The sequence below is a fragment of the Niveibacterium microcysteis genome, from assembly GCF_017161445.1.
GTDB lineage: Bacteria > Pseudomonadota > Gammaproteobacteria > Burkholderiales > Rhodocyclaceae > Niveibacterium > Niveibacterium microcysteis.
On record NZ_CP071060.1, the window covers coordinates 3423714 to 3447589 of the forward strand.

25 protein-coding genes are annotated in these 23876 nt (G+C 63.7%); 5 read left to right on the top strand and 20 right to left on the bottom strand.

All coding sequences use genetic code 11. From position 1 onward, the window contains the following. Positions 1 to 2: 2 nt before the first annotated feature. The 15 genes from JY500_RS15545 to ndk all read right to left on the bottom strand — a co-directional run bounded on the left by JY500_RS15545 (position 3) and on the right by ndk (position 14107). A complete protein-coding gene (locus JY500_RS15545) occupies positions 3 to 1169 on the bottom strand; it encodes an ATP phosphoribosyltransferase regulatory subunit (protein WP_206253727.1) in 1167 nt (388 codons plus the stop codon). Positions 1170 to 1174: 5 nt separating this feature from the next. Beyond that, on the bottom strand, positions 1175 to 1360 hold the full coding sequence (locus JY500_RS15550; RefSeq protein ID WP_172197495.1) for a DUF2065 domain-containing protein: 186 nt from the start codon (positions 1358 to 1360) through the stop codon (positions 1175 to 1177). Positions 1361 to 1363: 3 nt separating this feature from the next. Beyond that, complete coding sequence (gene hflC, locus JY500_RS15555) at positions 1364 to 2254, bottom strand: protease modulator HflC (protein ID WP_206253728.1); 891 nt, start codon at positions 2252 to 2254, stop codon at positions 1364 to 1366. After that, the gene (gene hflK, locus JY500_RS15560; protein WP_206253729.1) at positions 2254 to 3507 is read right to left on the bottom strand and encodes an FtsH protease activity modulator HflK; all 1254 of its coding nucleotides are present in this window, start codon (positions 3505 to 3507) and stop codon (positions 2254 to 2256) included. Before hflK ends, hflC begins: the two co-directional genes overlap by 1 nt. 39 nt (positions 3508 to 3546) lie before the next feature. Next, positions 3547 to 4656, bottom strand: coding sequence for a GTPase HflX (gene hflX / locus JY500_RS15565; RefSeq protein WP_206253730.1), 1110 nt, complete (start codon positions 4654 to 4656; stop codon positions 3547 to 3549). 44 nt (positions 4657 to 4700) lie between these two features. Next, positions 4701 to 4943, bottom strand: a complete 243-nt coding sequence (hfq, locus tag JY500_RS15570; protein ID WP_172197483.1) for an RNA chaperone Hfq — start codon at positions 4941 to 4943, stop codon at positions 4701 to 4703. Between the two features lie 94 nt (positions 4944 to 5037). Then, on the bottom strand, positions 5038 to 6366 hold the full coding sequence (der, locus tag JY500_RS15575; protein WP_172197480.1) for a ribosome biogenesis GTPase Der: 1329 nt from the start codon (positions 6364 to 6366) through the stop codon (positions 5038 to 5040). A gap of 10 nt (positions 6367 to 6376) precedes the next feature. After that, positions 6377 to 7519 carry an outer membrane protein assembly factor BamB gene (gene bamB / locus JY500_RS15580; RefSeq protein WP_206253731.1) on the bottom strand — a complete coding sequence of 381 codons (1143 nt, stop codon included), beginning with the start codon at positions 7517 to 7519 and terminating at the stop codon, positions 6377 to 6379. Then, positions 7516 to 8163: a YfgM family protein gene (locus JY500_RS15585; protein WP_206253732.1), complete on the bottom strand. Its 648-nt coding sequence runs from the start codon at positions 8161 to 8163 to the stop codon at positions 7516 to 7518. Before JY500_RS15585 ends, bamB begins: the two co-directional genes overlap by 4 nt. Further along, complete coding sequence (gene hisS / locus JY500_RS15590) at positions 8150 to 9454, bottom strand: histidine--tRNA ligase (protein WP_172197471.1); 1305 nt, start codon at positions 9452 to 9454, stop codon at positions 8150 to 8152. Before hisS ends, JY500_RS15585 begins: the two co-directional genes overlap by 14 nt. 37 nt (positions 9455 to 9491) lie before the next feature. Then, on the bottom strand, positions 9492 to 10742 hold the full coding sequence (gene ispG / locus JY500_RS15595) for a flavodoxin-dependent (E)-4-hydroxy-3-methylbut-2-enyl-diphosphate synthase (protein WP_172197468.1): 1251 nt from the start codon (positions 10740 to 10742) through the stop codon (positions 9492 to 9494). 5 nt (positions 10743 to 10747) lie between these two features. Continuing rightward, positions 10748 to 11689, bottom strand: a complete 942-nt coding sequence (locus JY500_RS15600) for a RodZ domain-containing protein (protein ID WP_206253733.1) — start codon at positions 11687 to 11689, stop codon at positions 10748 to 10750. Then, the gene (gene pilW / locus JY500_RS15605; protein ID WP_246479649.1) at positions 11686 to 12480 is read right to left on the bottom strand and encodes a type IV pilus biogenesis/stability protein PilW; all 795 of its coding nucleotides are present in this window, start codon (positions 12478 to 12480) and stop codon (positions 11686 to 11688) included. The genes JY500_RS15600 and pilW overlap by 4 nt, the downstream gene beginning before the upstream one ends. A 2-nt stretch (positions 12481 to 12482) precedes the next feature. Continuing rightward, a complete protein-coding gene (rlmN, locus tag JY500_RS15610) occupies positions 12483 to 13595 on the bottom strand; it encodes a dual-specificity RNA methyltransferase RlmN (protein ID WP_206253734.1) in 1113 nt (370 codons plus the stop codon). A gap of 86 nt (positions 13596 to 13681) precedes the next feature. Further along, positions 13682 to 14107, bottom strand: a complete 426-nt coding sequence (gene ndk, locus JY500_RS15615; RefSeq protein WP_172197459.1) for a nucleoside-diphosphate kinase — start codon at positions 14105 to 14107, stop codon at positions 13682 to 13684. Positions 14108 to 14308: 201 nt separating this feature from the next. Here ndk and JY500_RS15620 point away from each other — a divergent pair, with 201 nt between their 5' ends. Further along, positions 14309 to 14785, top strand: coding sequence for a hypothetical protein (locus tag JY500_RS15620; RefSeq protein WP_172197456.1), 477 nt, complete (start codon positions 14309 to 14311; stop codon positions 14783 to 14785). Positions 14786 to 14850: 65 nt separating this feature from the next. Here JY500_RS15620 and JY500_RS15625 read toward each other — a convergent pair whose 3' ends face one another. The 3 genes from JY500_RS15625 to JY500_RS15635 all read right to left on the bottom strand — a co-directional run bounded on the left by JY500_RS15625 (position 14851) and on the right by JY500_RS15635 (position 17951). After that, positions 14851 to 16137, bottom strand: a complete 1287-nt coding sequence (locus JY500_RS15625; protein WP_206253735.1) for a TRAP transporter large permease — start codon at positions 16135 to 16137, stop codon at positions 14851 to 14853. Then, complete coding sequence (locus JY500_RS15630; RefSeq protein WP_206253736.1) at positions 16134 to 16844, bottom strand: TRAP transporter small permease; 711 nt, start codon at positions 16842 to 16844, stop codon at positions 16134 to 16136. Before JY500_RS15630 ends, JY500_RS15625 begins: the two co-directional genes overlap by 4 nt. Before the next feature lie 96 nt (positions 16845 to 16940). After that, on the bottom strand, positions 16941 to 17951 hold the full coding sequence (locus tag JY500_RS15635) for a TRAP transporter substrate-binding protein (RefSeq protein ID WP_172197447.1): 1011 nt from the start codon (positions 17949 to 17951) through the stop codon (positions 16941 to 16943). Between the two features lie 233 nt (positions 17952 to 18184). Here JY500_RS15635 and JY500_RS15640 point away from each other — a divergent pair, with 233 nt between their 5' ends. The 4 genes from JY500_RS15640 (at position 18185) to JY500_RS15655 (ending at position 22605) form a co-directional block, all read left to right on the top strand. Further along, positions 18185 to 19318 (top strand): HPP family protein, encoded by a 1134-nt coding sequence (locus tag JY500_RS15640; protein ID WP_246479650.1) that lies wholly within the window; start codon positions 18185 to 18187, stop codon positions 19316 to 19318. A 61-nt stretch (positions 19319 to 19379) separates the two neighbouring features. Further along, entirely contained in the window at positions 19380 to 21320 is a 1941-nt protein-coding gene (locus JY500_RS15645; RefSeq protein ID WP_206253738.1) for a sensor histidine kinase, read from the top strand. Positions 21321 to 21379: 59 nt separating this feature from the next. Beyond that, on the top strand, positions 21380 to 21988 hold the full coding sequence (locus tag JY500_RS15650) for a response regulator transcription factor (RefSeq protein WP_172197438.1): 609 nt from the start codon (positions 21380 to 21382) through the stop codon (positions 21986 to 21988). Next, on the top strand, positions 21985 to 22605 hold the full coding sequence (locus JY500_RS15655) for a zf-TFIIB domain-containing protein (protein WP_206253739.1): 621 nt from the start codon (positions 21985 to 21987) through the stop codon (positions 22603 to 22605). The genes JY500_RS15650 and JY500_RS15655 overlap by 4 nt, the downstream gene beginning before the upstream one ends. Positions 22606 to 22619: 14 nt before the next feature. On the opposite strand, the gene JY500_RS15660 is transcribed toward JY500_RS15655, so the two are convergent. Then, a complete protein-coding gene (locus JY500_RS15660) occupies positions 22620 to 23228 on the bottom strand; it encodes a DUF2238 domain-containing protein (protein ID WP_206253740.1) in 609 nt (202 codons plus the stop codon). Between the two features lie 2 nt (positions 23229 to 23230). Then, entirely contained in the window at positions 23231 to 23872 is a 642-nt protein-coding gene (locus JY500_RS15665) for a glutathione S-transferase family protein (RefSeq protein WP_206253741.1), read from the bottom strand. Between the last annotated feature and the right edge of the window lie 4 nt (positions 23873 to 23876).

Genomic DNA, 23876 nt, shown 5'->3' on the forward strand with positions numbered 1-23876 from the left:
GCTCAATCTCCCTGAAGCGGGACGACCACCCAACGGTCGCCCTGCAGAACCAATTCCCGATCACATCCGGCTTCGCGCCAGGTACCCTCATGCCCCGGCAGCGCACGCGTGACGATCTCACCAGCGGCGCGTAGCGAGGCAACCGCCTGCGCGAGCAACGGATCGTCGCCGGCCGGCGCCAACACCGCACCGGGCAACACGGCATCCAAATCCGCGTCGATCAGGTCACGCAGATCATTGACGCTGAATCCCGTCGCCGGACGCGCACGCCCGAACGCGCGCCCTACCTCGTCGTAGCGACCACCGAAGGCCACGGCGGCTGGCGAGGTACCACAGAAGGCCGCAAATACCAGCCCGCTGTGATAGTCGTAGCCGCGCAAATCCGCGAGGTCAAATGACAAGGGCAGATCCGGCAATGCCTCAGCAATCGCGCGCAGATCGGCCAAAGCAGCCTGCACGGCCGGAATTGCGGGCAACACCGCGGCGGCACGTGCAAGCACACTGACATCACCGTACAGCACCGGCAACTGCCGCAAGGCGGCAGCAGCCTCGGCCGGCATGCTGGCCGTCATCGCCTCCAGCGTCGGCACATCCTTCGCCTGCAGCACAGCGAACAGCTCACGCTCCTGCTCTGCGCTCAGTCCGGCGAGCTCCGCGAACGCGCGGAACAGCCCGATGTGACCAACGTCGATGCGCGAAGCCTTCACGCCAGCGACATCAAGGGTTCGCGCCAACATGCGGATGACCTCGATATCGGCATCGATGCCGGCGTGGCCGTAGATTTCGACGCCAAGCTGCATCGGCTGACGGCTCGCCAGAAGCGAGCGCGGGGTCGTCCGCACGACGCTCGCGGCATAGCAAAGACGCGTCACACCCTGCCGATTCAAGAGGTGCGCATCGATCCGCGTGACCTGCGGCGTGATATCGGCGCGCAACCCGAGGACGCGACCGGTGAACGGATCGGCCATGCGGAAGGTGTGCTCGCCCATCTCCTTGCCAGTACCGGAAAGCAGCGATTCGACGTACTCGATCAGCGGCGGCATCACCAACTGGTAGCCGTGGAGCCGGAACTCGTCGAGCAGGCGGCGGCGCATCGCCTCAAGGCGAGCGGCCTCAAGTGGCAATGCGTCTTCAATATGGTCGGGCAAAGCCCAGCGCGGCGACGACATGAGTATCAGTGCGAAAGGATCAGGAGAATCAGGCCGACCAGCATTGAGGTCAGCCCGATGAATCGGATTTGGCCGTCTGCGAGGCTGGCAACCTGCAAAAAGACTTTGCGCCACACACCGGGCGCCAGAAAGGGCAGCAGGCCTTCGAGCACCAGCATCAGTGCGAAGGCCATGAACAGGGTATCAAACATGGCCTACTTGCCGGCGCCGCCCTTGTTGCTGCCGGCTCCGCGGTAGTACTTGAAGAACTCCGAGCCCGGATCGACGACCAGCACGTCGCTGCGGTTCTTGAAGCTCTGGCGGTACGCTTCCAGACTGCGGTAGAAGCTGTAGAACTCGGGGTTCCGATTGAAGGCTTCCGCGTAGATGGCGGCCGCCTTCGCGTCACCCTCGCCCTTGACCTTCTGCGCGTCGCGGTAGGCCTCGGCGATGATCACTTCGCGCTGGCGATCAGCATCGGCGCGAATCTTCTCAGCCTCGGCTGAGCCCTGCGAGCGCAGCTCGTTTGCAACGCGCTTGCGCTCTGCCTCCATCCGGCTGAAGACAGCGGCGCTGACTTCGGTCGGCAACTCGACGCGCTTGAGGCGAACATCCACCACCTGCACGCCGATCTTGCGCGCATCGAGGTCGGCCTTGCTGCGCATCTCGTTCATGATGCGCTCGCGTTCGCCGGAGACGACTTCATGCACGGTGCGCTTGCCGAACTCTTCGCGCAGACCAGCGTTCACGGTCTGCTCCAGTCGGGTACGGGCGCGCGCTTCGTCGCCGCCAACAGCCGTGTAGTAGGCCTTTGGATCGACGATGCGCCACTTCACGAACAGATCAACCAGCACGTTCTTCTTTTCGCTGGTGATGAAACGCTCGGGATCGCTGGTTTCGAAGGTCAGGATGCGCTTGTCGAAGTAGCGCACGTTCTGCACCAGCGGCACCTTGAAGAACAAACCCGGCTCGTTGGCGACACGACGGATCTCGCCGAGCTGGAAAACGATCGCGTACTGGCGCTGATCCACCGTAAAGACGGCGAGCGACAGCACCGCGATGATCGCGAGAGCAAGCCCCGCGAGCAAAGGCAAACGTTCGCGCATCAGCGCTCTCCCCTTTCGCGCGAACGCATGGCTTCGCGACTACGATAATCGGCAGGCACCGGCACATCGGCCTTCGGCGGCGCGACCGGATCCGAGCCAGCCGTGCTCGCCGGACGACTCGGGGTCGCAGCGACGTCCGGCGCTGCCACCGGCGCGCTTGGGCCCTGAGCGGTCGCCTGCATCAGTTTGTCGAGCGGCAGATAGAGCAGATTGCCATTGCCCTTGGCATCGACCATCACCTTGGTGGTGTTGGCAAAGATCTGCTGCATGGTGTCGAGGTACATGCGCTGGCGCGTCACCTCCGGCGCCTTCGCATACTCGGTGACGATGCTCTTGAAGCGCGAGGCATCGCCTTCGGCGTTCGCAATCACGCGAGCCTGGTAGCCCGCCGCCTCTTCGAACAGGCGCGATGCCGTGCCCTTGGCCTTCGGCACGACGTCGTTGAAATAGGCCTGACCTTCGTTCTTCTGACGCTCGCGATCCTGCCCTGCCTTCACCGCGTCATCGAATGCCGCCTGCACCTGCTCGGGCGGCTGCGCATTCTGCATTGTCACCTTGGAGATCATGATCCCCGCCTGATAGCGGTCCAGGATTTCCTGCATCAGCGTCGCGGCGTTCGTCGCAATCTGCTCACGGCCCTCGTAAAGCACGAAGTCCATCTTGCTCTTGCCGACGATCTCGCGGATCGCGGACTCCGCCGCCTGAACGACGTTTGCGTCCGGCTCACGGTTGTTGAACAGGTATTCCTTCGGATCCTTCAACACGTACTGCACCGCGAACTGAATGTTCACGATGTTTTCGTCGTCCGTGAGCATCAGCGATTCATTCAACACCTTGTTGCGCTCGCTGCCGCGATAGCCGATTTCGACGGTACGCACACCAGTCAGGTTGACCAGTTCGTGCGTCTCGATCGGGTAGGGCAAACGCCAGCGCAAACCCGGTTCGGTGCTCTGGATGAACTTGCCGAAGCGCAGCACGATGCCGCGCTGGCTCGCATCAACAATGTAGAAACCGCTCGCAAGCCATAGCGCGGCGACGACGCCGACGATCAGGCCGATGCCGCCACCGATCTGGCCGGGGCTTGGCGAATTACCGCCCGAGTCGCCGCTGCCGCCACCCTTGCGACCAAAGAAGCCGGACAGGCGGCGATTGACATCGCGCCATACCTCTTCCAGATCGGGCGGCCCTTGATTGCCGCCGCGGTCGCCGCCACCCTGATTGTTGTTGCCCCAGCGCGGGTCGTTGAGAGACATGAGAATTCCGGTGATGACCATAGGGATGGTCCTTGGAGATCAGCCCGGCTCTGCGGGCACGTCCTCGCCGAGCAACAGCTCGGCGAGCGCTTCGCGCAGGCCATCAAGGCCGGCGCCAGTCTGAGCGCTGACAAAAACGCGGGCGATGTTACCACAGGCGTCCCGCTCAACCTTGGGCGCCGCTAGGGTCGCATCGATCTTGTTCAGCACGAGAATCTGCGGCACATCACCTGCGCCGATTTCCTGCAACACCTTGTTGACCACCTCGATCTGAGCTTCACGGTCGTCGCTGGCGCTGTCCACCACATGCAGCAAGAGATCAGCACTTGCAGTCTCTTCCAAGGTCGCGTGAAACGCTGCCACCAGAGAGTGCGGCAAGTCGCGGATGAAACCTACGGTGTCCGACAACACCACGGTGCCACGACCAAGAAACACCCTGCGGGAGGTCGTGTCGAGGGTCGCGAACAGCTGGTCTGCCGCATAGGCACCCGCCTTAGTCAGCGCATTGAACAGCGTCGATTTGCCTGCGTTCGTATAACCGACTAGAGAGACCGTCGGAATGTCGCGACGTTCCCTTGCACGTCGACGTGTCTTGCGCTGGCGTTCAACCTGGGCGAGGCGCTCCTTCAGTGCCTTTACCCGCACGCCGAGCAAACGGCGGTCGGTTTCGAGCTGCTTTTCGCCCGGGCCACGCAAGCCAATGCCACCCTTCTGCCGCTCAAGGTGGGTCCAGCCCCGCACCAAGCGCGTTGCCAGATGTTCAAGCTGCGCCAGCTCGACCTGCAACTTGCCTTCGTGACTCTTGGCACGCAACGCGAAAATATCGAGGATCAGCGCATTGCGATCGACAACGCGGCACTGCAGCTCGCGTTCGAGATTTCGTTGCTGAACCGGGGATAGCTGGTGATTGAAGAGCACCAGATCGGCCTGGTGTTCCTGGCATGCAGCACCAATTTCTTCCACCTTGCCGCGCCCTGCGAACAAGGCTGCATCGGGTGCGCGCCGCTTGCCGCGCACGACGGCCAGCACTTCAGCGCCGGCGCTCTTGGCGAGGAGAGAGATTTCGTTCAGTCGCTCAACCTGGCCGGGTTCGCCGAGATCGAGTTGAACGATGACGGCCCTGTTACCGCTCGCGGGCCGTTCAAACATTCAGCGAACGGCCGCTTGCGCGGCCGCTTTCAGACAGCGTGCGTTCAATCCTGCTTGTCTCCGTGATCCTGCTGGATCGAGACCGGACGCGCCGGGACAACGGTGGAGATGGCGTGCTTGTAGACCATCTGGGTGACGGTGTTCTTCAGCAGCACGACGTACTGATCGAAGGACTCGATCTGACCCTGCAGCTTGATGCCGTTAACCAGGTAGATCGAGACCGGAACATGTTCCCGGCGCAGCGTATTCAGAAACGGGTCTTGTAGCAGTTGCCCTTTGTTGCTCATTTCGGGTGTCCTCTTGTGTGCTTGTAATAATCATTCGATGGGCGCATGTCCCGGGGTAGATCGAATGCGGGGTCAGCCGTGTCCCCGCCAGGCCCTATTCCGTGTCGGAGAACGGATTGCGGGCCGTCTTGAATTGTATCCGCAACGGCGTGCCCTGTAGCTTGAAGACTTCCATGAAGTTGCGCTCAAGGAAGCGCTTGTAAGAATCAGGGATGTGCTCCAGCGCGTTGCCATGCACCACGACCACCGGCGGGTTGGAGCCCCCCTGGTGCGCATAGCGCATCTTCGGGCGGAAGATTCCGTGGCGCGGCGGCGCCTGCTTCGTAATCGCCGCTTGCAGCGTGCGGGTCAGCTTCGGCGTCGCGAGCTTGATCATCGCCGCAGCGTAGGCGCCATCGACGGAACGCATCAGCGCACCAATGCCGTCACCTTCCAGCGCCGAAATGTAGTGGAACTTTGCCCAGGACAGGAAGTTGAGCTTGCGCGCCAGATCGTTCTTGAGCTGTTCGCGGCGATAGCTATCCACCGCATCCCACTTGTTGACCGCCACCACCATCGCGCGACCGGACTCCAGCGCGAAGCCGGCGATGTGCGCGTCCTGCTCCGAGATGTCCTGGCTGGCGTCGAGCACCAGTACCGCGACGTTCGATTGCTCGATCGCCTGCAGGGTCTTGATTACCGAGAACTTCTCGATCGCTTCGAACACCTTGCCCTTGCGGCGCAGACCAGCGGTGTCGATCAGCGTGTAGTTCTTGCCATTGCGCTCGAAGGGGATGGAGATCGCATCACGCGTCGTGCCCGGCATGTCGAAGGCGATAACGCGCTCTTCACCCAGCAGCGCATTGATCAGCGTCGATTTACCGACGTTCGGACGGCCAATGATTGCGACCTTGGGGCCACCCGAGCCGTCGTCCTCACCCTCCGGATCGACCGGAAACGGTGCCAGCGCGGCATCGATCAGGCCGCGCACACCATCACCGTGCGAGGCGGAAATCACGATCGGATCGCCAAACCCAAGTTCATGGAAGTCCGCAGCCACGACGGCGCGGTTCATGCCCTCGCCCTTGTTGACGACCAGATGAACCGGACGCCCGGTACGGCGCAGTTCGACGGCGATTTGCTTGTCTTGGGGCGTCAAGCCCGCGCGGCCGTCCACCAGGAACAGCAGCGCATCGGCCTCGGCGATCGCCTGATCGGCCTGGCGCGCCATCTCGGCAAGGATGCCGTCCTTCGCGGCCGGCTCAAGGCCGCCGGTATCGACCACGAAATACGGCCGGTCGCCGAGGCGGCCGATGCCGTAGTGACGGTCACGCGTCAGGCCGGGCATGTCTGCCACGAGCGCGTCACGCGATCGGGTCAAACGGTTGAATAGCGTCGACTTGCCAACATTCGGACGCCCGACGAGGACCAGGGTGGGTTTCACTGCATTTACCTCAACGCACTTTCATGTACGACAGGATGCCGTCACGTGAGAGTGCAACAATGCCGCCGTCGTGTTCGAGCAGCGGCGCATCCAGCGGCGAGTTGTCCGCACGCAGACGGGCGGCGAAGTGGCCGTCAGCCTTGTTGAGCAGATGCACCCAACCCTCGACATCACCTACGGCGACGTATCGATCAAATTCAAGCGGACGACCGACCTTGCGCAACTTCAGGTCATCCTGCTTCCAGGCAGTGGCGCCGGTACCGCGATCAAGTGCGTGCACCGAGCCACGTTCGTCCGTCGCAAACACATTGCTGGCGTCCATGGCGATGCCGACTGGCGTCGAAATGTCACGCCCCCAGACGGCAACACCCTTGGTCACGTCAAAACAGGTAACGCGCCCCTGGAAGGCACCAGCACACAATGCACCGCCGCCGAGCAGCGGCGAACCCACAACGTCCGAAAGACGTTCAAGCTCGGTCGTGCCACGCGGCTGCGCGACCGCACCTTCCCATGCCAGCTGACCGTTATTGGTCGTGATCGCTGCAACGCGGCCGCCCGAGAAGCCCGCGAAGAGGTAGTTCTCAACGCGGCGCATTTCGGAGAACGCCCGCAGCGACAAGGGCGGCGTGCTGCGCGTGTAGGTCCAGCGACGGCGGCCGTTCCCCACGTCCAGCGCCACAAGGCGCGAGTCGCCAACGCGCACCACCACCATGTCGTTCTCGACCTGCGGCGTGGCAGCAAGATCGCCACCGACGTCGACGGTCCATCGCTCAGCTCCCGTGGCGGCATCAAACGCTGCAACCATGCCGCGATGCGTGCCCACCACAACCAGCCCGCTCGACGCACCTACGCCAGCAACGATGTCTTCCTTGGTCCGGGCACGCCAGACCTGCCGCCCGTTCTCAATACGATAGACGTCGCCACCCTCGTTCGCGACAAAGACGGCATCGCCATTCGAGGCCGGCTGAATCAGGGCCTTGCCGGCAGCGCCGACACTGAAGCGCCACACCAGCTCCAAGCGCGCCGATGCCGTGAATGGCTTGAGCTCCGCCATCGGCTCGACGATTGTCTTGCTGAACCATGAGCTGACCGTGGAGCAACCGCTCAGCAGCGCCAGAGCGAGCGTGAGCGCAATCGGCGCGCGCAATTTCACTTGCCGCCTCCGAGCGCGTCGACCTTCAGCTCAAGAACCGACTTGAATGCCTGCGAACCCTGTTCGGAACCAAGCCCGTCGAGCGCCTCCTTGTAGGCCGTCAGGGCGTCAGCCGGCTTGCCTTGTGCAACCAGCACATCGCCACGCAAGTCCGCATAACGCACCGCAAATGCCTTGTTCGGCTTTACCGCCAGTTGCTTGAGCGCCGCGTCGTAGGCCTTCTCGTCCAGCAGCACGGCAGCCAGGCGCAGACGCGCGAGATCGCGGGTCAGAGGGTCATTGCCCTTCTCGGCAGCCCATTCCAGCTTGGTCTTGGCGCTTGCACGATCGCCGGCAGCCGCCTGTGCTTCCGCAGCGAGCAGCGCAGACAGATCGGCATAGGCGGTCGAGCCAAAACGTTCGGCGATGATGCCCGACGCTTCGCGGATCTTCTGTGCATCCTTGGCCTCAACGGCCTGCATCAGGCTTGCGTAGATCACGCTTGCTTCGCCCGATTGCTTGTTGCGGTAATACTCCCAGCCACGCCAGCCAACAACGGCCACGGCCAAGACCACTGCGCCGATCGTCAGCAAATTGCCCCACTTCTCCCACCAGGCCTTGAGCGTTGCAATCTGTTCCTGTTCTTCGAGGTCAAACGCTGCCATCTTCTTCTTCCACGTTGTAGAGCAGAGCGGCGAGGGTCTCGCCGAGTTGTGCAGCAGGCAGCCGGCGTTGCTCGCCGCCTTCCCGCAAAAGCTTGAAACTGGCCTCTTCGGCTGCCGCCTCGTCGTCACCAACGATGACCGCAACTGCCGCGCCGGACGCATCGGCCTTCTTCATCTGGTTCTTGAAGTTGCCGCCGCCACAATGCAACACGACCGCAAAGCCATCCTCGCGAAGCTGTTCCGCCAGACGGAATGCGAAGCGCGAGGCGGCATCGCCTTGGTGTACCAGATATACATCGGGAACCGAGCGCGCGGCATCGCCCTGCGAGACCTCCCACAGCATCATCAGACGCTCGATCCCCATGCCGAAACCACAGGCCGGGGTCGGCTTTCCGCCCAGCTGTTCGACGAGGCCATCGTAACGACCGCCGCCACACACGGTTGCCTGGGCACCGAGTTTATCGGTCACCCATTCGAACACGGTGCGGTTGTAGTAGTCCAGCCCGCGGACCAGACGCGGATTGATGCGAAAAGGAATCGCGGCCTCACGCAGCAGCGTCTGAACGCCTTCGAAGTGCGCCAGCGATTCGACGCCAAGGAATTCGGCGAGCTTCGGCGCGGCTTCGACGAGCGCCTGCATCGCCGGATTCTTGGTGTCCAGGATGCGCAGCGGATTCGAGTGCAGACGACGCTGAGCGTCTTCGTCCAGTTGATCGCGATGCGCCTCGAAATAGGCGATCAGGGCCTGGCGATGCGCTGCACGCTCGTCGCTGGAGCCAAGCGTGTTGAGCTCGAGCGTGATGTCCTCTTCAAGACCCAGATCGCGCCACAGACGCGCGAGCATCACGATATGCTCAGCGTCGATGTCCGGACCTGTGTAGCCGAAGGCTTCCACACCAAACTGGTGGAACTGGCGCTGGCGCCCCTTCTGCGGCCGCTCGTGGCGGAACATCGGGCCGTTGTAATAGAGCCGCTGCGGACCTGACGAATTGATCAGGTTGTGCTCAAGCACGGCACGCACGCACGGTGCTGTGCCCTCGGGACGCAGTACCAGCGGATCGCCGTTCAGGCGATCTTCGAAGGCGTACATCTCCTTCTCAACGATGTCGGTGTGCTCACCGACGCCACGCACGAAGAGCGGTGTGAATTCAAGAATCGGCGTGCGGATCGGGCGATAGCCATAGCTACGCAGCCAGCCGCGCACGATCTCCTCGAACAGCTCCCAGCGTTCGGCGTCGTCGGGCAGGATGTCGTGCATGCCACGCACGCCCTGAATCAGTTTCTGTGCCATCAGCTACCTGTTCAATGTCTCGTCGGCGTCGGAACGCTCAGACGGTCTTTCTTGTGTATTTGCGCGCTACGTAGGCGTCGATCAGCCCGATGAACTCCTGGGCGATGTTGTCACCGCGCAGGGTCACGGTCTTTTCCCCATCCTCGAAGACCGGCGCCGCCGGGGTTTCACCGGTACCGGGCAGCGAGATCCCGATGTTCGCGTGCTTGCTCTCACCGGGCCCATTGACGACACACCCCATCACTGCAAGCGTGAGGTTCTCGACGCCGTCGTACTGGGTCTTCCATTCCGGCATCTTGTCGCGCACGTAGCCCTGCACCGACTGCGCGAGTTCCTGGAAGAAGGTGCTGGTCGTGCGCCCGCAGCCGGGGCACGCCGTCACCATCGGGGTGAAGGCACGCAAGCCCATGCTCTGCAGGATTTCTTGCGCAACGATCACTTCCTGCGTCCGGGCGCCGCCCGGTTCCGGCGTCAGCGAGACACGAATCGTGTCGCCGATACCTTCCTGTAGCAGCACACCCAGCGCCGCGGTGGAGGCCACGATGCCCTTGCTGCCCATGCCGGCTTCGGTCAGACCAAGGTGCAGCGGATAGTCGCAGCGCGCAGCCAGCATGCGGTAGACGGCGATCAAATCCTGCACGCTCGACACCTTGGCGGACAGGATGATTCGGTTGCCGGCCATGCCAAACTCTTCAGCCTTGGCTGCGGACTCCAGCGCCGAGGTGACGAGCGCCTCGCGCATCACCGCCTGCGCATCCATCGGTTCGGCACGGCTGGCGTTCTCGTCCATGATGCGCGCGAGCACCGACTGGTCGAGACTGCCCCAGTTCACGCCGATGCGGACCGGCTTGTCATACTTGCAGGCCAGCTCGATGATCGCCGCAAACTGCGGATCGCGCTTCTGGCCGGAGCCGACGTTGCCCGGATTGATGCGGTACTTGTCCAGCACCTCCGCGCACTCGGGGTAGGCCGTCAGCAGGCGATGGCCGTTGTAGTGGAAGTCACCGACCAGCGGCACATCCACGTTCATCTTCAGCAGCTGCTCGCGAATCTTCGGCACTGCCGCCGCCGACTCTTCGTTATTCACCGTGATGCGCACGATCTCGGAGCCAGCCCGCGCGAGTTGCGCGATCTGGATTGCCGTCGCGATGTGGTCTGCCGTGTCGGTGTTGGTCATCGACTGCACGACGATCGGCGCATCCGACCCAACGCGGACACGCCCGATGCGAACTTCACGGGTACGGTGGCGAGCGGCCGGCTTTCCGCCGAATGGATCGAGAACAGGCATCAGCATCACTTCACGGAAAGGCGCGCCACACTCACCTTGGTGTAGGGCGCGAGATCGACCGGGCGGCCGTTGTATTCGACTTTGACGTTCGGCGCGTTGCCAATCACCAGCGCAAACGGTGCCGTGCCCTGCACCGTCTGTGTCGAACCGGCTTTGCTAAGGCGCGAGAACACCACGCTGCCGGAGGCATCACGCACCTCGACCCATGCGTCCTGCGCGAACGAAAAATTCAAACCGCCCTGCGCTGCACCAACCGGCGCCGACTGCTGCGCGAGTGGCGTAGGCGCCGATTGCGGAGCGGCAGGTTTGACTGCGGCAACGGGTGACGATTGCGCCGCCGAGGCGGTAGCCGGCAGCGATTGAGCAACAACCGGCTCGGACGCGCTCGCGGCAGGCTCGACCTGCGCGGTCACAACGGCCGTCTCTTCGGTGTGCGGCGGGAAGATCGGCTCGGACGCCGCAACGGCCGCAGACTGACTCACCCCACGCTCAACACCCGGAGTGGCACCACGGCCAAACCAATTGAAGCTCGACCACACCAGCCCCAGCGCGACAATCGCGCCTACCACCATGACGGCTGGCAACGGGGACGCCGACCGATAGCCCGACGGGCGGCGCGGCACGGAGCCTTCGGCATTCGATTCAGGCGCGAGCTTCAGATCCTCGCCACGTGCGGGCTGCTCCATGCGTTCAAGCAGCGGTGCAGGATCCAGACCGAGATAACGCGCGTAGTTGCGGACAAAGCCGCGTGCAAAGGCACTGCCCGGCAACTGATCGAAAGCCTCGCTCTCGATCGCTTCGATCTGGCGAGGGGTCAGCTTCAGCGTGGAAGCGACTTCGGCGATACCAAGATTGCGAGCCTCACGTGCCTGCTTCAGGGCAACGCCCGACGCAGCAACGCCGGGGGCATTCGCGTAGCTGTGTGATTCCATTGACGTAGCGCTCAATCAAAGCGCTCCTGCAAATAGTCCTGATATTCCTGCGAACTGGTGAAGCGGCGGCGCAGCTGCGCGGTGTAAGCGGCTTCGGCCTCCCGGTTGCCCAGCTTCCGCTCAACACGCAAACCCAGCCAGACTGAGGCCGCGGTTGGTTCGCCTACACGGTTCAGGTCGGCCACAAGGTCGCGCGCCTTCTGCATCTCGCCTTTGCGGTATGCGATGTTCGCAAGGTTGAAGAGCGCGGTTGCGTTATTCGGGTCGAGCGCCAAGGCGCGAGCGAACTGCCCGCGGGCCGCATCCTCGTTCTTGAGCTTCAGGTAACACAGGCCCGAATTGGTGTACGGGCGGGTCGGGGTTTCGTAGTACGGGTTCTGGGCTGCCTTCGCGAGCAACTCAAGACCGCGCTGCTCCTGTCCACCGTTGCACAGGAACCAGCCGAAGCTGTTGTTGATTTCGGGATCACCGGGCGCCAGCGACAGGGCGCGCTCAAACTCCGACTGCGCGGCTTTCTGCTCATCCAGGTACATATGCACCAGCGCCTGCAGATGATGCGCAGCGGCGTAGCTCGGGTCCTCCTGGACCGCAATCCGCGCCTCCTCCATCGCAACGCCAAGGCGGCCGGCCTTGACATACTCATTGCCCAACTCGACGTGGGCCCGCGAGCGTTTTCGCGCCTCGGTGGTGACCGGCTGATCGGTCGAGGGTCGGTCAGCAACGCCGGCTCCGCCTTGCGACGAAGGGGTACTGCAGGCGGATACTGCCGCCGCAGTCGCGAGCACAAGCATGAGCGAACGAGCCACGATCAAGATCTGACCTCCGTAAGCGAAATGGTGCGCCGCGTAGTGCGGCGCGTTTTATCGATAACCTGCCCGGCGAGCTGACCGCAGGCGGCATCGACGTCGTCGCCGCGGGTCTTGCGGGTGGTCGTCACGATTCCGGCATCGATCAGAATCTGGGCAAAACGCTTGATCCGGGGTGCCGGTGAGCGTTCGTAGCCCGAATTCGGGAACGGATTGAACGGAATCAGATTGAATTTGCACGGCACATCGCGCGTGAGTGCGATGAGCTGCCGGGCATGCTCGTCCTGGTCATTGACCCCGTCGAGCATGACGTATTCGAAGGTGATGAAGTCACGCGGCGCGCGCTCGAGATAGCGCCGGCAAGCCGCCATCAGTTCCACCAGGGGGTACTTCTTGTTGATCGGCACGAGCACGTCGCGCAGCGCGTCGTTGGGCGCGTGCAGCGACACGGCAAGCGCCACCGGGCAGGCGTCGCGGAGGCGATCCATCGCCGGCACGATGCCCGAAGTCGACACCGTCACGCGACGGCGCGAAAGGCCGTAGGCGTGATCGTCGAGCATCAGGTTCAGCGCCGACACCACGTTGTCGAAGTTCGCCAGCGGCTCGCCCATACCCATCATCACGACGTTGCTGATGATGCGTTCGCCGTCCGGGTCCGCACCCAGCAGGCGGTTCGCCATCCACAGCTGACCGATGATCTCGGCGGCCGTCAGGTTGCGGTTGAAGCCCTGCTTGCCGGTCGAACAGAAGGAGCAGTCCAGCGCGCAGCCGGCCTGCGAGGAAATGCACAGCGTGCCCCGCGTCGTTTCCGGAATGAACACGCTCTCGACCGCGTTGGCGTTGCCCACATCGAACAACCACTTGCGCGTGCCATCGGTGGAGATGCTGTCGCGGATCGGATTGGGCGGCACGATGCAGGCCGATTCCTGCAGCTTGGCGCGCAGGCTCTTGGCGACATCGGTCATCGCCTCGAAATCGGTCTCCCCGAAGCGGTGAATCCAGCGCAGCACCTGGCGCGCGCGAAACGGCTTCTCGCCCTGCGCGGCGAACCAGTCTGTCATCGCCTGCGCATCGAAATCGAGCAGGTTGACGCGGTTTTCTTGTGCTGTCGTCATGTTTGTCTCCGGGGGCAGAGACCGTTCAGACCGCCAGCGGGGGTTCAAATTCCCGCCGGCGAATCCGTTGGATCGCTACGCCTCGCTTAGCGGGAGTAGACGTTCATGCCCGGGAAGAAGAACGCCACTTCAACGGCGGCGGTTTCCGGGGCATCCGAACCGTGCACGGCGTTGGCGTCGATCGACTCGGCGAAGTCGGCGCGGATCGTGCCCGGCGCAGCCTTCTTCGGGTCGGTGGCACCCATCAGCTCGCGGTTCTTCGCGATCGCGTTCTCGCCTTCCAGCGCCTGGATCATCACCGGGCCGGAGGTCATGAACTTGACCAGATCCTTGAAGAAGGGACGCTCTTTGTGCACTGCGTAGAACTGACCGGCTTCCTGCTCGGACAGGTGCACCAGCTTGGCGGCAACGATCTTCAGACCCGCGTCTTCAAAACGCTGATAGATTTTGCCGATCACGTTCTTCGCGACGGCGTCCGGTTTGATGATCGATAGGGTGCGTTCGATAGCCATGTTCAAACTCCACGATTGTTGGGTGCAAAAAAGCTAACTTTTGATTATATCAGGGAAAATTTGCTGGACCTCAGCCTTCTTGTGCCAAAACGAAACGGCGCCAGAGGCTGTCAATTGGGCACATTTTCTGGCGCACGCTCGATAGTCTGGCGGCACCTCAAACGCCTAAACTCGCGGTTTTCCCAGCCTAAAGGACGCATGATGAAGCACCTTCTAGCCGCCCTCATCTGTTCCACCGCCCTGCTCGCCCCGATTGCCGAGGCCGCCACGCCGGCCGCGCCGGATCCGGCAGCAGTCCAGGCGCTGCGCGATCAGATCCGCACAGACAAGAAGAAGCTGGTCGCTGACAACATGCTGCTGACGGCGGCTGAGGCAGACAAATTCTGGCCGCTCTATGACCAGTACGAGAAGGCAGGCACGACGATCCGCCAACGGCTGACGCTCGCGATGATCGACTTCATCGCTGTGGATGCGAAGCTCACCAACGCCAACGCCAAGCGTCTGATCGGCGAAATCAACGGCGCCGAGCGCGACCTGATCAAGCTCCGCGTGACCTACTTCGACAAGATGTCGAAGGTGATTCCGGCCGCCAAGGCAGCACGTTTCATGCAGATCGAAGCGAAGATCGACGCATTGCTGCGCTTTGATCAGGCGGCGACGATCCCGCTCGCGCAATAACCCGCACCGCAGCGGCAAAGAAAACGGGCGCCACTGGCGCCCGTTTTTGCTTCAACCGCAGCAGGCTACTGGAGCATGCCCAGCATGCGCGGAAACCACAGCGACAGCGTCGGCACATAGGTCACCAGACCAAGGAAAGCCAGCATCGTCAGCAGCCAGGGCCAAACCGCCACCGTCAGCTCGGTAATGCCCATCTTCGTAATGCCCGAGGCCACATACATGTTGAGCCCCACCGGTGGATGGCACATGCCGACCTCCATGTTCACGGTGATCAGGATGCCGAAGTGCACCGGATGGATGCCCAGCTTGGCCGCCACCGGAAACAGGATCGGCGCCATGATCAGCACGATCGATGACGGTTCCATCACGTTCCCGGCCACCAGCAGCAGCACATTCACCGCGAGCAGGAAGGCAATCGGGCCAAGGCCTTGAGCCAACAGCCAATCGGCGAGCTGCTGCGGAATGTTCTCGTTGGTCATGATGAAGGAGAACAGCACCGCGTTCGTGATGATGTAGAGCAGCATCGCGCTCATGTTCGCCGAGTCGAGCAGCACCTTGCGCACGCCGGCAAGCGGCATGTCCTTGTAAACAAAGACCGCGACGATGAAGGCATACACCGCGCTCATCGCGGCCGCCTCGGTCGGCGTAAAGATGCCGGTGTAGATGCCGCCCATCACGACGATGATCAGGAAAAGCCCCCACATCGACTCGCGAAACGCCTTGAACCGCTCGGGCCAGCTTGCCTTGGCCTGCCGCGGGTAGCCGAACTTGCGCGCACGGTACCAGGTGGTAAAGCCGAGGAAACCCGCCAGCATCAGGCCCGGCACCACGCCCGCCATGAACAGCGCGCCGACCGAGGTGTTGGTCGCGACCGAGTACATCACCATCACGATGGACGGCGGGATCAGGATGCCCAGCGCGCCCGAGGTGGTGATCACACCGGCGCCAAAGCGCTTCGGAAAGCCTGCCTTGACCATGGCCGGCAGCAGGATCGACCCGATCGCCACGACCGTCGCCGGCGACGAACCGGACACCGCGGCGAACAGCGCGCAGGCCATCACGCCCGCAAGCCCAAGGCCGCCGTGCCAGTGGCCGACCATCGAAGTGGCGAAATTGATCATCCGCCGCGCGACGCCACCGTGCGTGAGGAAGTTGCCGGCCAGGATGAAGAACGGAATCGCCATGATTTCGAACTTCTCGATGCCGGTGAAGAGCTTCAGTGCAACCGATTCGATCGGCACCGTGGTCATCGTGAAGAGAAAGGTCAGCACCGTCAGGCCGAGCGAGATCGAGATCGGCATGCCGGTGAGCATCAAGGCAAGAAGCAGGCCGAAGATGATGAGCGCGCTCATTGCTTGCCCTCCTCGTCGTCGCGTTGGTGGGCCGCCTTGAAACGGCGCGAGCCGCCGTAGCCATGGGCGATGTCCTCCCCTTCCGCAAAAGCTTCGCCCACCGACGGCAGCTTCTCGTCGGGCTCGTCCTCCAACCCATCGACGTGACCGTGATCGTGGTGCGGCAACTCGCCGGTCTTCACGAAGGCCCACGCTACCTGCAGAAAGCGGAAACACATCAGACCAGAGCCAAGCGGGATCGCCGAGTAGACGATCCAGGTCGGCCACTCGAGGTCTGGCGTGGTCGGCCCTTCAAAGGTGTCACCGGGAATGCCCAGCTTGGTGAACAACGCGTGATGGAAACCGTTCTCCCACACGAAGCGCGCCCCCAGCGTGGCAACAACGCCGGTGAAGAACGCACCGGCGCACAGACCGAAGAGCACGAACTTCGCGCGCTTCCGATCATCGAGTCGGTTGATCAGCACATCCACGCCAACATGGATGCCGGTGCGCACACCATAGGCGGCGCCGAACTTGGCCATCCAGACGAACATGATGATGCACAGCTCCTGTGCCCAGGAAAGGTTGATCGACAGCAGCCAGTCCTGCAGGCCGGGAATGGCGAAGCCGGACAGGTAGCGATGCAGCACGGCGACAAAGATGATCACCGTGGCCGCGCCCATCAGGGTCGCGATCAACCATTCCTCGATGTGATCGAGGATCTTCATTGGATGTCTCCGGATAAGAATTGGCCAGATACGGCCGGGCGGGCAGCGGGCGCGCGGCAGTCCCCCCGAACCGCCACGCGCCACCCCGAAACGGGTTTAGGGCTTGGCCGGGTTGAACCCGGTCTCCTTGTAGATCGCCTTGATCAGCTCGGCGCCGACACGCGACTCCTGCTCCTTATGCACCGCGAGCAGCACCCTCTTCAGTTCGGCCTTCTCTGCGGGCGACAGCGCAACGACTTGCGTCTTGCCGGATTTCTTCACGGCCTCCATGGCATCGTTGTTCTCTTTCTGCGCCACCGCGTCGGCATAGCGCGTGGCTTGCACCATCGCGTCCTCCAGCTGGGCGCGGATGTCGGCCGGCAAACCTTCCCAGAACTTCTTGTTCACGATCACCGCGTAGCCGAGGTAGCCGTGGCCGCTTTGGGTCACGAACTTCTGCACCTCATGCATCTTCTGGGTGTAGAAGTTGGAAGGCGGGTTCTCGGTGCCGTCCACGACGCCGGTCTGCAGCGCCTGATAGACCTCGGAGAACGCGATGACCTGCGGATTGGCGCCGAGCGCCCGCATCTCCGAGTCGAGCACCTTGGACGACTGGATGCGCATCTTGAGACCCTTGAAGTCCGCCGGTGTCTTCAGCGGCTTGTTCGCCGAAAAGTCCTTGAAGCCGTTGTCCCAGTAAGCCAGACCGACGATGCCCTTGGGCTCCAGGCGCTTGAGCAGATCCTTGCCGATCGGGCCGTTGGTTACGCGATGGAGCTGGTCGTAGCTATCGAAGAGGTAGGGCAGGTCGAAGACTTCGAATTCCTTGACGCCCAGCGGCCCAAACTTGGCCAGCGACGGCGCGAGCATCTGGACGGCACCCAGTTGCAACGCCTCCATCTCTTCCTTGTCCTTGTAGAGCTGGCTGTTGGGATAGACCTCGACCTTGACCCGCCCACCGGTCTTGGCCGCGGCAAGCTGGGCAAAACGTTCGGCGGCCTCGCCCTTGGGCGTGTTGCGTGCCACGACATGGCTGAACTTGATCACGATCTGCTGCTGCGCGGCCGCGGGCAGCGACCAGGCTGCAAGCGCGACCAGCAGGGATGCAGCAAGTGTTCGACGTTGCATGGTGGTGTCTCCTCGGGCGATTACGATTAGTCGGCGCTGCACCGCAGATCGAGCTGCGGATGATGGAGTTTTAGGGCGACGCGGCACATCGGGCCATTGTGGAGTTCCACAACCAAGCACTCACGGACCGCCGCCAGCCGCTGCGCTACCATGCGCCTCCCGCGCCCCCAACGCCCCCAACGCCCAGACCGATGCGATTCCGCAACCACCGATTCCTGCAAGCGCTCAGGGCCATGATCCCGGCACCGGTCACCGCCAACTCGACCGAGCGGCTGCGCGCCTGCGCCGGTGCCTTGCTGGGCATTCTGCTGACCGGGCTGATTACCCACGCGGTACTGGGGAAGGCCAGCCAACTGCCGCTGCTGATTGCGCCAATGGGTGCGTCCGCCGTGCTGCTGTTCGGCGTGCCGTCGAGCCCGCTTGCCCAACCCTGGTCGATCATTGGCGGCAATCTGGTCGCCGCGCTGATCGGCGTTTCAAGCTGGAAGGTCTTTCACGATCCGCTGATGTCCGGCGCCTTCGCGGTGTCCATCGCGATCGGGGCAATGTTCGCCCTGCGTTGCCTGCATCCACCCAGCGGCGCCGTCGCGCTGACCGCCGTCCTGGGCGGCCCGGCAGTCCATGCACTGGGATTCGGCTTCGCGCTCGCCCCGGTTCTGCTCAACTCAGCCGCGCTGCTGGCCGTGGCACTCGCGTTCAACAACCTCTCCGGCCGGCCGTATCCGCATCGGCATCCGCCAACGAAGGGCGCGGACGCGCCACCGGAGCGACTGGGCTTCGTCGCAGCGGATCTCGACGCAGTGCTGCGCGAGTACAACCAGGTGCTGGATATTGACCGCGACGACCTGCAATCGATGTTCCAGCAGGCCGAGGCGCACGCTTACCGGCGCCGCATGGGGGAAATCACGATTGGCGACATCATGACGCGCAACGTGATCTCGGCCGAGTTCGGCACCGAACTGCAGGACGCCTGGTCCTTGATGCGGCGGCATCGGATCAAGGCGCTGCCCGTGGTTGATCGGGCGCGTCGCGTCACGGGCATCGTCACGCAAGTGGATTTCATGAAGCAGCTCGATCTCGATGTGTACCCGAGCTTCGACAAACGCCTCAAGGCGCTGATCCGCCGCACCGCGAGCATGACATCGGACAAGCCAGAGGTCGTCGGCCAACTGATGAGCAGCCCGGTACAAACGGCACATCCGGAGATGCACCTCGTCACGCTTGTGCCTTTGCTCTCGGGCGGCGGGCACAGCCACATCCCGGTGGTTGATGACGAACGCCGGCTCGTCGGCATCGTCACGCAGAGCGACATGGTGGCCGCGCTCTACCAGGGGCGGCTCGCCGAGCCGCCGGCACGCGAGGCTTGAGGCGATGCCGCGGCACGCTTCGCCCAGCTCGCGGCATCGCAGCTAGAGTATCGGTGTGAGCATGCCGACCGCCCCCTCCCACCACACCAGCGATTGGTATTGGCGCCTGCCCGCGCTGGCCTTGATCGCCCTGGTGGCGGGCATCGCCGGCTTCGTCGCGCTCACGCTGCGGCAGGATCGTGACGAGCAGCGCGCCACGCTCGTCTCCGACGTGCTGTGGATCGAGCAGAACCTGCGCTTCCAGCTCGAGCGTAACGAAGGCGTGCTGCGCCAACTGGCGCCGGACTTGTTCGCATCGCAGACGCCCGGCGAGCAGACCATCGCGCGGCTGCGGCAGCTCACCGGTGGCGACAGCGGCGTGGTGCGCGTGCTGTGGGTGGATGCGCGGCTGTCGGCACGCGGTGCCTGGCCACCCGAATTGCGGCCCGAAGACCCTGAGCTGGTGCAGGAGGCGGCCGACATGTCGCGCGCCTTCGGCCGCGCCGGCTACGCCTACCTGCCCGGCCCACCGAGCGAACCGAGTTTTGCCGTCGCCACCCCGTGGCACGATGGCCATAGCCTCGTCGGCTACGTTGTCGCGGTCTACAGCTTCCAGCAGATGCTCTCGACGCAGGTGCCGTGGTGGTTCTCTGAACGCTACCGGCTTTCAATCCTGGATCAGCGCGGCGCCGTCGTCGCAGCCAAATCGCAAGTCGCCCCGCTCGCCGGGGAGCTGAGTTACGAAGTCCCCTTCGATCCGCCCGGGCACGGGCTCGCACTGAAGGTTGAGGGCTACCGAAGCGGCACCCGCCTGGTGCCGCTGGCCTTCGCCGGCGCGGTGATCGTTTTCGCCGCGGCGACCGTATGGAGCCTCTGGATGTTGCGCCGGCACATGCGACGGCGGCAGCTTGCCGAGCAGGCGCTGCGGCGCGAAATGGCGGTGCGACAGGCGATGGAAGATTCGCTGCTGACCGGTCTGCGCGCGCGCGACCTCAGTGGCCGCATCACCTACGTGAACCCGGCGTTCTGCCGCATGTTTGGCTGGAGCGCGGAAGAACTGGTCGGCATGGCCCCGCCGATGCCGTATTGGCTACCCGATGAATTCGACCGCACCCGCGCGGTGCATGACAGCATTCTCGCGGGCGACGCCCCCTCGCAAGGCGTGGAACTGCGCTTCCGGCGCAAGAACGGTGAGAAGTTCGATGTGCTGATCTACGAAGCGCCGCTGATCGATGCCGACGGCAAGCACACCGGCTGGATGGGCTCCGTGCTCGACATCACCGAGCGGCGTCGCGCCGAAGAGCTGACCCGCCAGCAGCAGGAGAAGCTGCAATCGAATGCACGCCTCGTCACGATGGGCGAAATGGCCTCTTCGCTGGCGCACGAGCTGAACCAGCCGCTGGCCGCGATCACCAGCTACGCCACCGGCGCGCTCAACGCACTGCGCACCGGCAGCCTGCCGCAGAGCGAGATCGAGGCGGCGATCGAAAAGCTCGCACAGCAAGCCACGCGCGCAGGTCAGATCATCCGGCGGGTGCACGACTTCGTGCGCAAGCGCGAGTCGAACTTCCGCCCAGCCGTGATCAACGCCGCCGTAAAGGAGGCCTTCGAGCTGGTGCAATCGGAAGCGCGCCGCCGCGCCGTGCGCCTGATCGCGGAGTTGTCGCCCGACTTGCCGCCGGTGCATGCCGATACGGTGATGCTCGAACAGGTTCTGGTTAACCTGATCCGCAACGGCTTCGATGCGATGCGCGACACCCCGCCGGGCCGCCGGGTGCTGACCGTGCGTACGGCGCTGGTTGAAGGCTGGGTGCGCGTATCCGTTGCGGACCACGGCAGCGGCATCGCGCCCGAAGTCGGCGAACGCCTCTTCGAAGCCCTGTTCACCACGAAGGCGGAAGGCATGGGGATGGGGCTTAACATCTGCCGCTCGATCGCCGAACTGCACCACGGGCGGCTGTGGTTTGAAGCCAACCCGGAAGGCGGCACCCTGTTTCACCTGACCCTGCCGATCAAGGTCTAGGATGCGCCGCCGCACCACACCCAACCTGCTTGCCTGTTCTCGGGCCGCCGGAGACTGACATGGAACCCTTGGTTCACATCGTTGATGACGACGAAGCAATTCGCGACGCGCTAGCCTGGCTGCTCAAGAGCCGCCGCCTGGCATGCCGCACCTGGTCGAGTGGCGAAGACTTCCTCGCGTCGCTGGACGCTTCGATGCGCGGCTGCGTCGTGCTCGACGTTCGGCTGGGCGGCATGAGCGGGCCGGAATGCTTCGAGCAGATGCTCGAACGCGGCGTGACGCTGCCGGTGCTCTTTCTCACCGGGCACGCCGATGTGCCGATGGCGGTGCAGTTGCTGCGTCGCGGCGCCTGGCATTTCATGGAAAAACCATGCAACGACAACGAGCTGGTGGACCTCGTCCAGGAAGCGCTTGCCTTTGATGCCCGCAACCGCGCCGACCAAGGTTCACGTGCCAACATCGAAGCACGACTGGCCGCGCTCACGCCGCGCGAGCAGGAAGTGATGAACCGCATTCTCGAAGGCAAGCTCAACAAGCAGATCGCCGATACGCTGGATATTTCGATGCGCACCGTGGAAGTCCATCGTGCGCGGATCTTTGACAAGATGGGCGTACGCTCGGCGGTCGAACTATCGCAACTGCTGAGCCCGCTGCGCAAACCGACATGAACCTGGTTGCACCCTGCCCCAACTGCGCGAGCGCAATGGCGCGCATCTCGCTTGCCGCACATTACGGCGCCGTCGTCGAGATCGACCATTGCGCAGCCTGCCGCCTGCTTTGGTTTGACCAGATGGAAACCGCCAACCTCGCACGCGACGGCTTGCTGGAACTCTTCCGCCTGATCGCCGCGGCCGAGCTGTCGGCCGAGCGGCCACTTGGCGAGCGCCTGCAGTGCCCGCGCTGCACCGGCCCGCTGGATCGCATCCACAACATGAGCCGCTACGGCCGCATGATCCACTACCGGTGCCGCAAGGCAGACGGACACGCGGTGACGCATGCGCAGTTCCTCGCCGAGAAAGGCCTGCTGCGCGATGTAACGGAGGCCGACCTCGCGCAGCGCAACCGCCTGATGGCGCTCTCATGCCGGCAGTGCGGTGCACCGTTGCACGCGCTGAACGACTGCAATTGTCCGTACTGCGGTGCGCCGGTCGTGATGCTGGACATCGAGCGCGCCGTGGAAAGCCTTGCCGGCCACGACCGCGAGCGACAAGACTTCGAGGCCCGCCAGGCCGCGGACCACGACGCAGCGCTCGAACGCCTGATCGCCGCACTCAACGACCGTTGACGGCAGTCTGCCCGCTAAGCGAGACGCGCGATCTGCGCGTCGTGCAGGCGGCGCAGAATCAGCAAGCCCACCGCGGCGCCGATGCCGGCCATGAACATGTCCGATTGCGTATCCCACGGGTCGCCCTGGGTGCCGAGAAACGCGTCAGCGCCCTGCCCCAAGGCCAGGGCTGTCCACCATTCGATCAGTTCATACCAGGCGCTGATCGCCTCGGCCACGCACAGCGACAGGAAGGCCGCCATCCCGCGGTGCGTGACGTAGCCTTTGCGCAGCAGGATCTCGCGCGCCAGCAACGCTGGCACCAGACCCTGCATGAAATGGCCCAGCTTGTCGTAGGGATTGCGCGACAGCCCGAACCAGTCCTTCACCCAGAAGCCCGCCGGCACCTCGGCATAGGTCCAGGTGCCGCCCACGATCAACACCAGCGCATGCAGCGCGATCAGCACATAGAGCAGGGCCGTCAGCGGAAAGCGCTCGCGCGTGGCCCAGAGCAGCGGCAAGGCAATCATGGCCGGAAGGGTTTCGAGCAGCCAGGTCGGGTAGTCGTGCGGGCGGATCGCCGACGCCACAAAGGCCACAAGCACACCGAGGTAGAGCGCCGCGACGCCGCGGTTGCCGGACATGTTCAGGCCCATGGTTGCGGCAAGGCCTCTTGTTCGAAGGTGCGGACAACCGCGGGCCGCGCCAGCATGCTTGCGATGAAAGGGCCTAGGTGCGGCAGGCTGCGTGCGGGCCGCGCAAAGCCGCGAGTCCAGCGGCACAGCATCAACGCGAAGAAATCCGCCGCCGAAATGCGATCGCCCAGCAACCAGTCGCCGCCGTGGCGCGCAAATTCGGCATCGAGCAGATTCAGTTGTTCGCCGATCCGCGCTTCGGCGTGCGCCTGGACCTGCGCCACCGCGTCCGGCGCGTCGGCCCAGCGCTCCGGGTAGTAGTAGATCATCAGCGTGGCCTGCAGGGTGTTGGTCAGCCAGCTCATCCACTTGTAGAAGTGCGCGCGCTGCGCGGTACCCAGCGCCGGCGCAAGGCCCGCACCTGGGTGGGTGTCGACGAGATGCAGGCAGATCGCGGCGGTCTCGTACAGCACCAGATCGCCATCCACCAGCACGGGAATCAAACCGTTCGGGTTGAGCTTCAGATACTCGGGCGACTTGTGGGCACCGTGCTCGCGATCAACCAGGCGCAACGCATATGGCAAGCCCATCTCTTCCAGCAGCATGTGCGGCGCCAGGCTCGCGTTGCTCGGGTAGTAGTGCAGTTCAATCATGAAG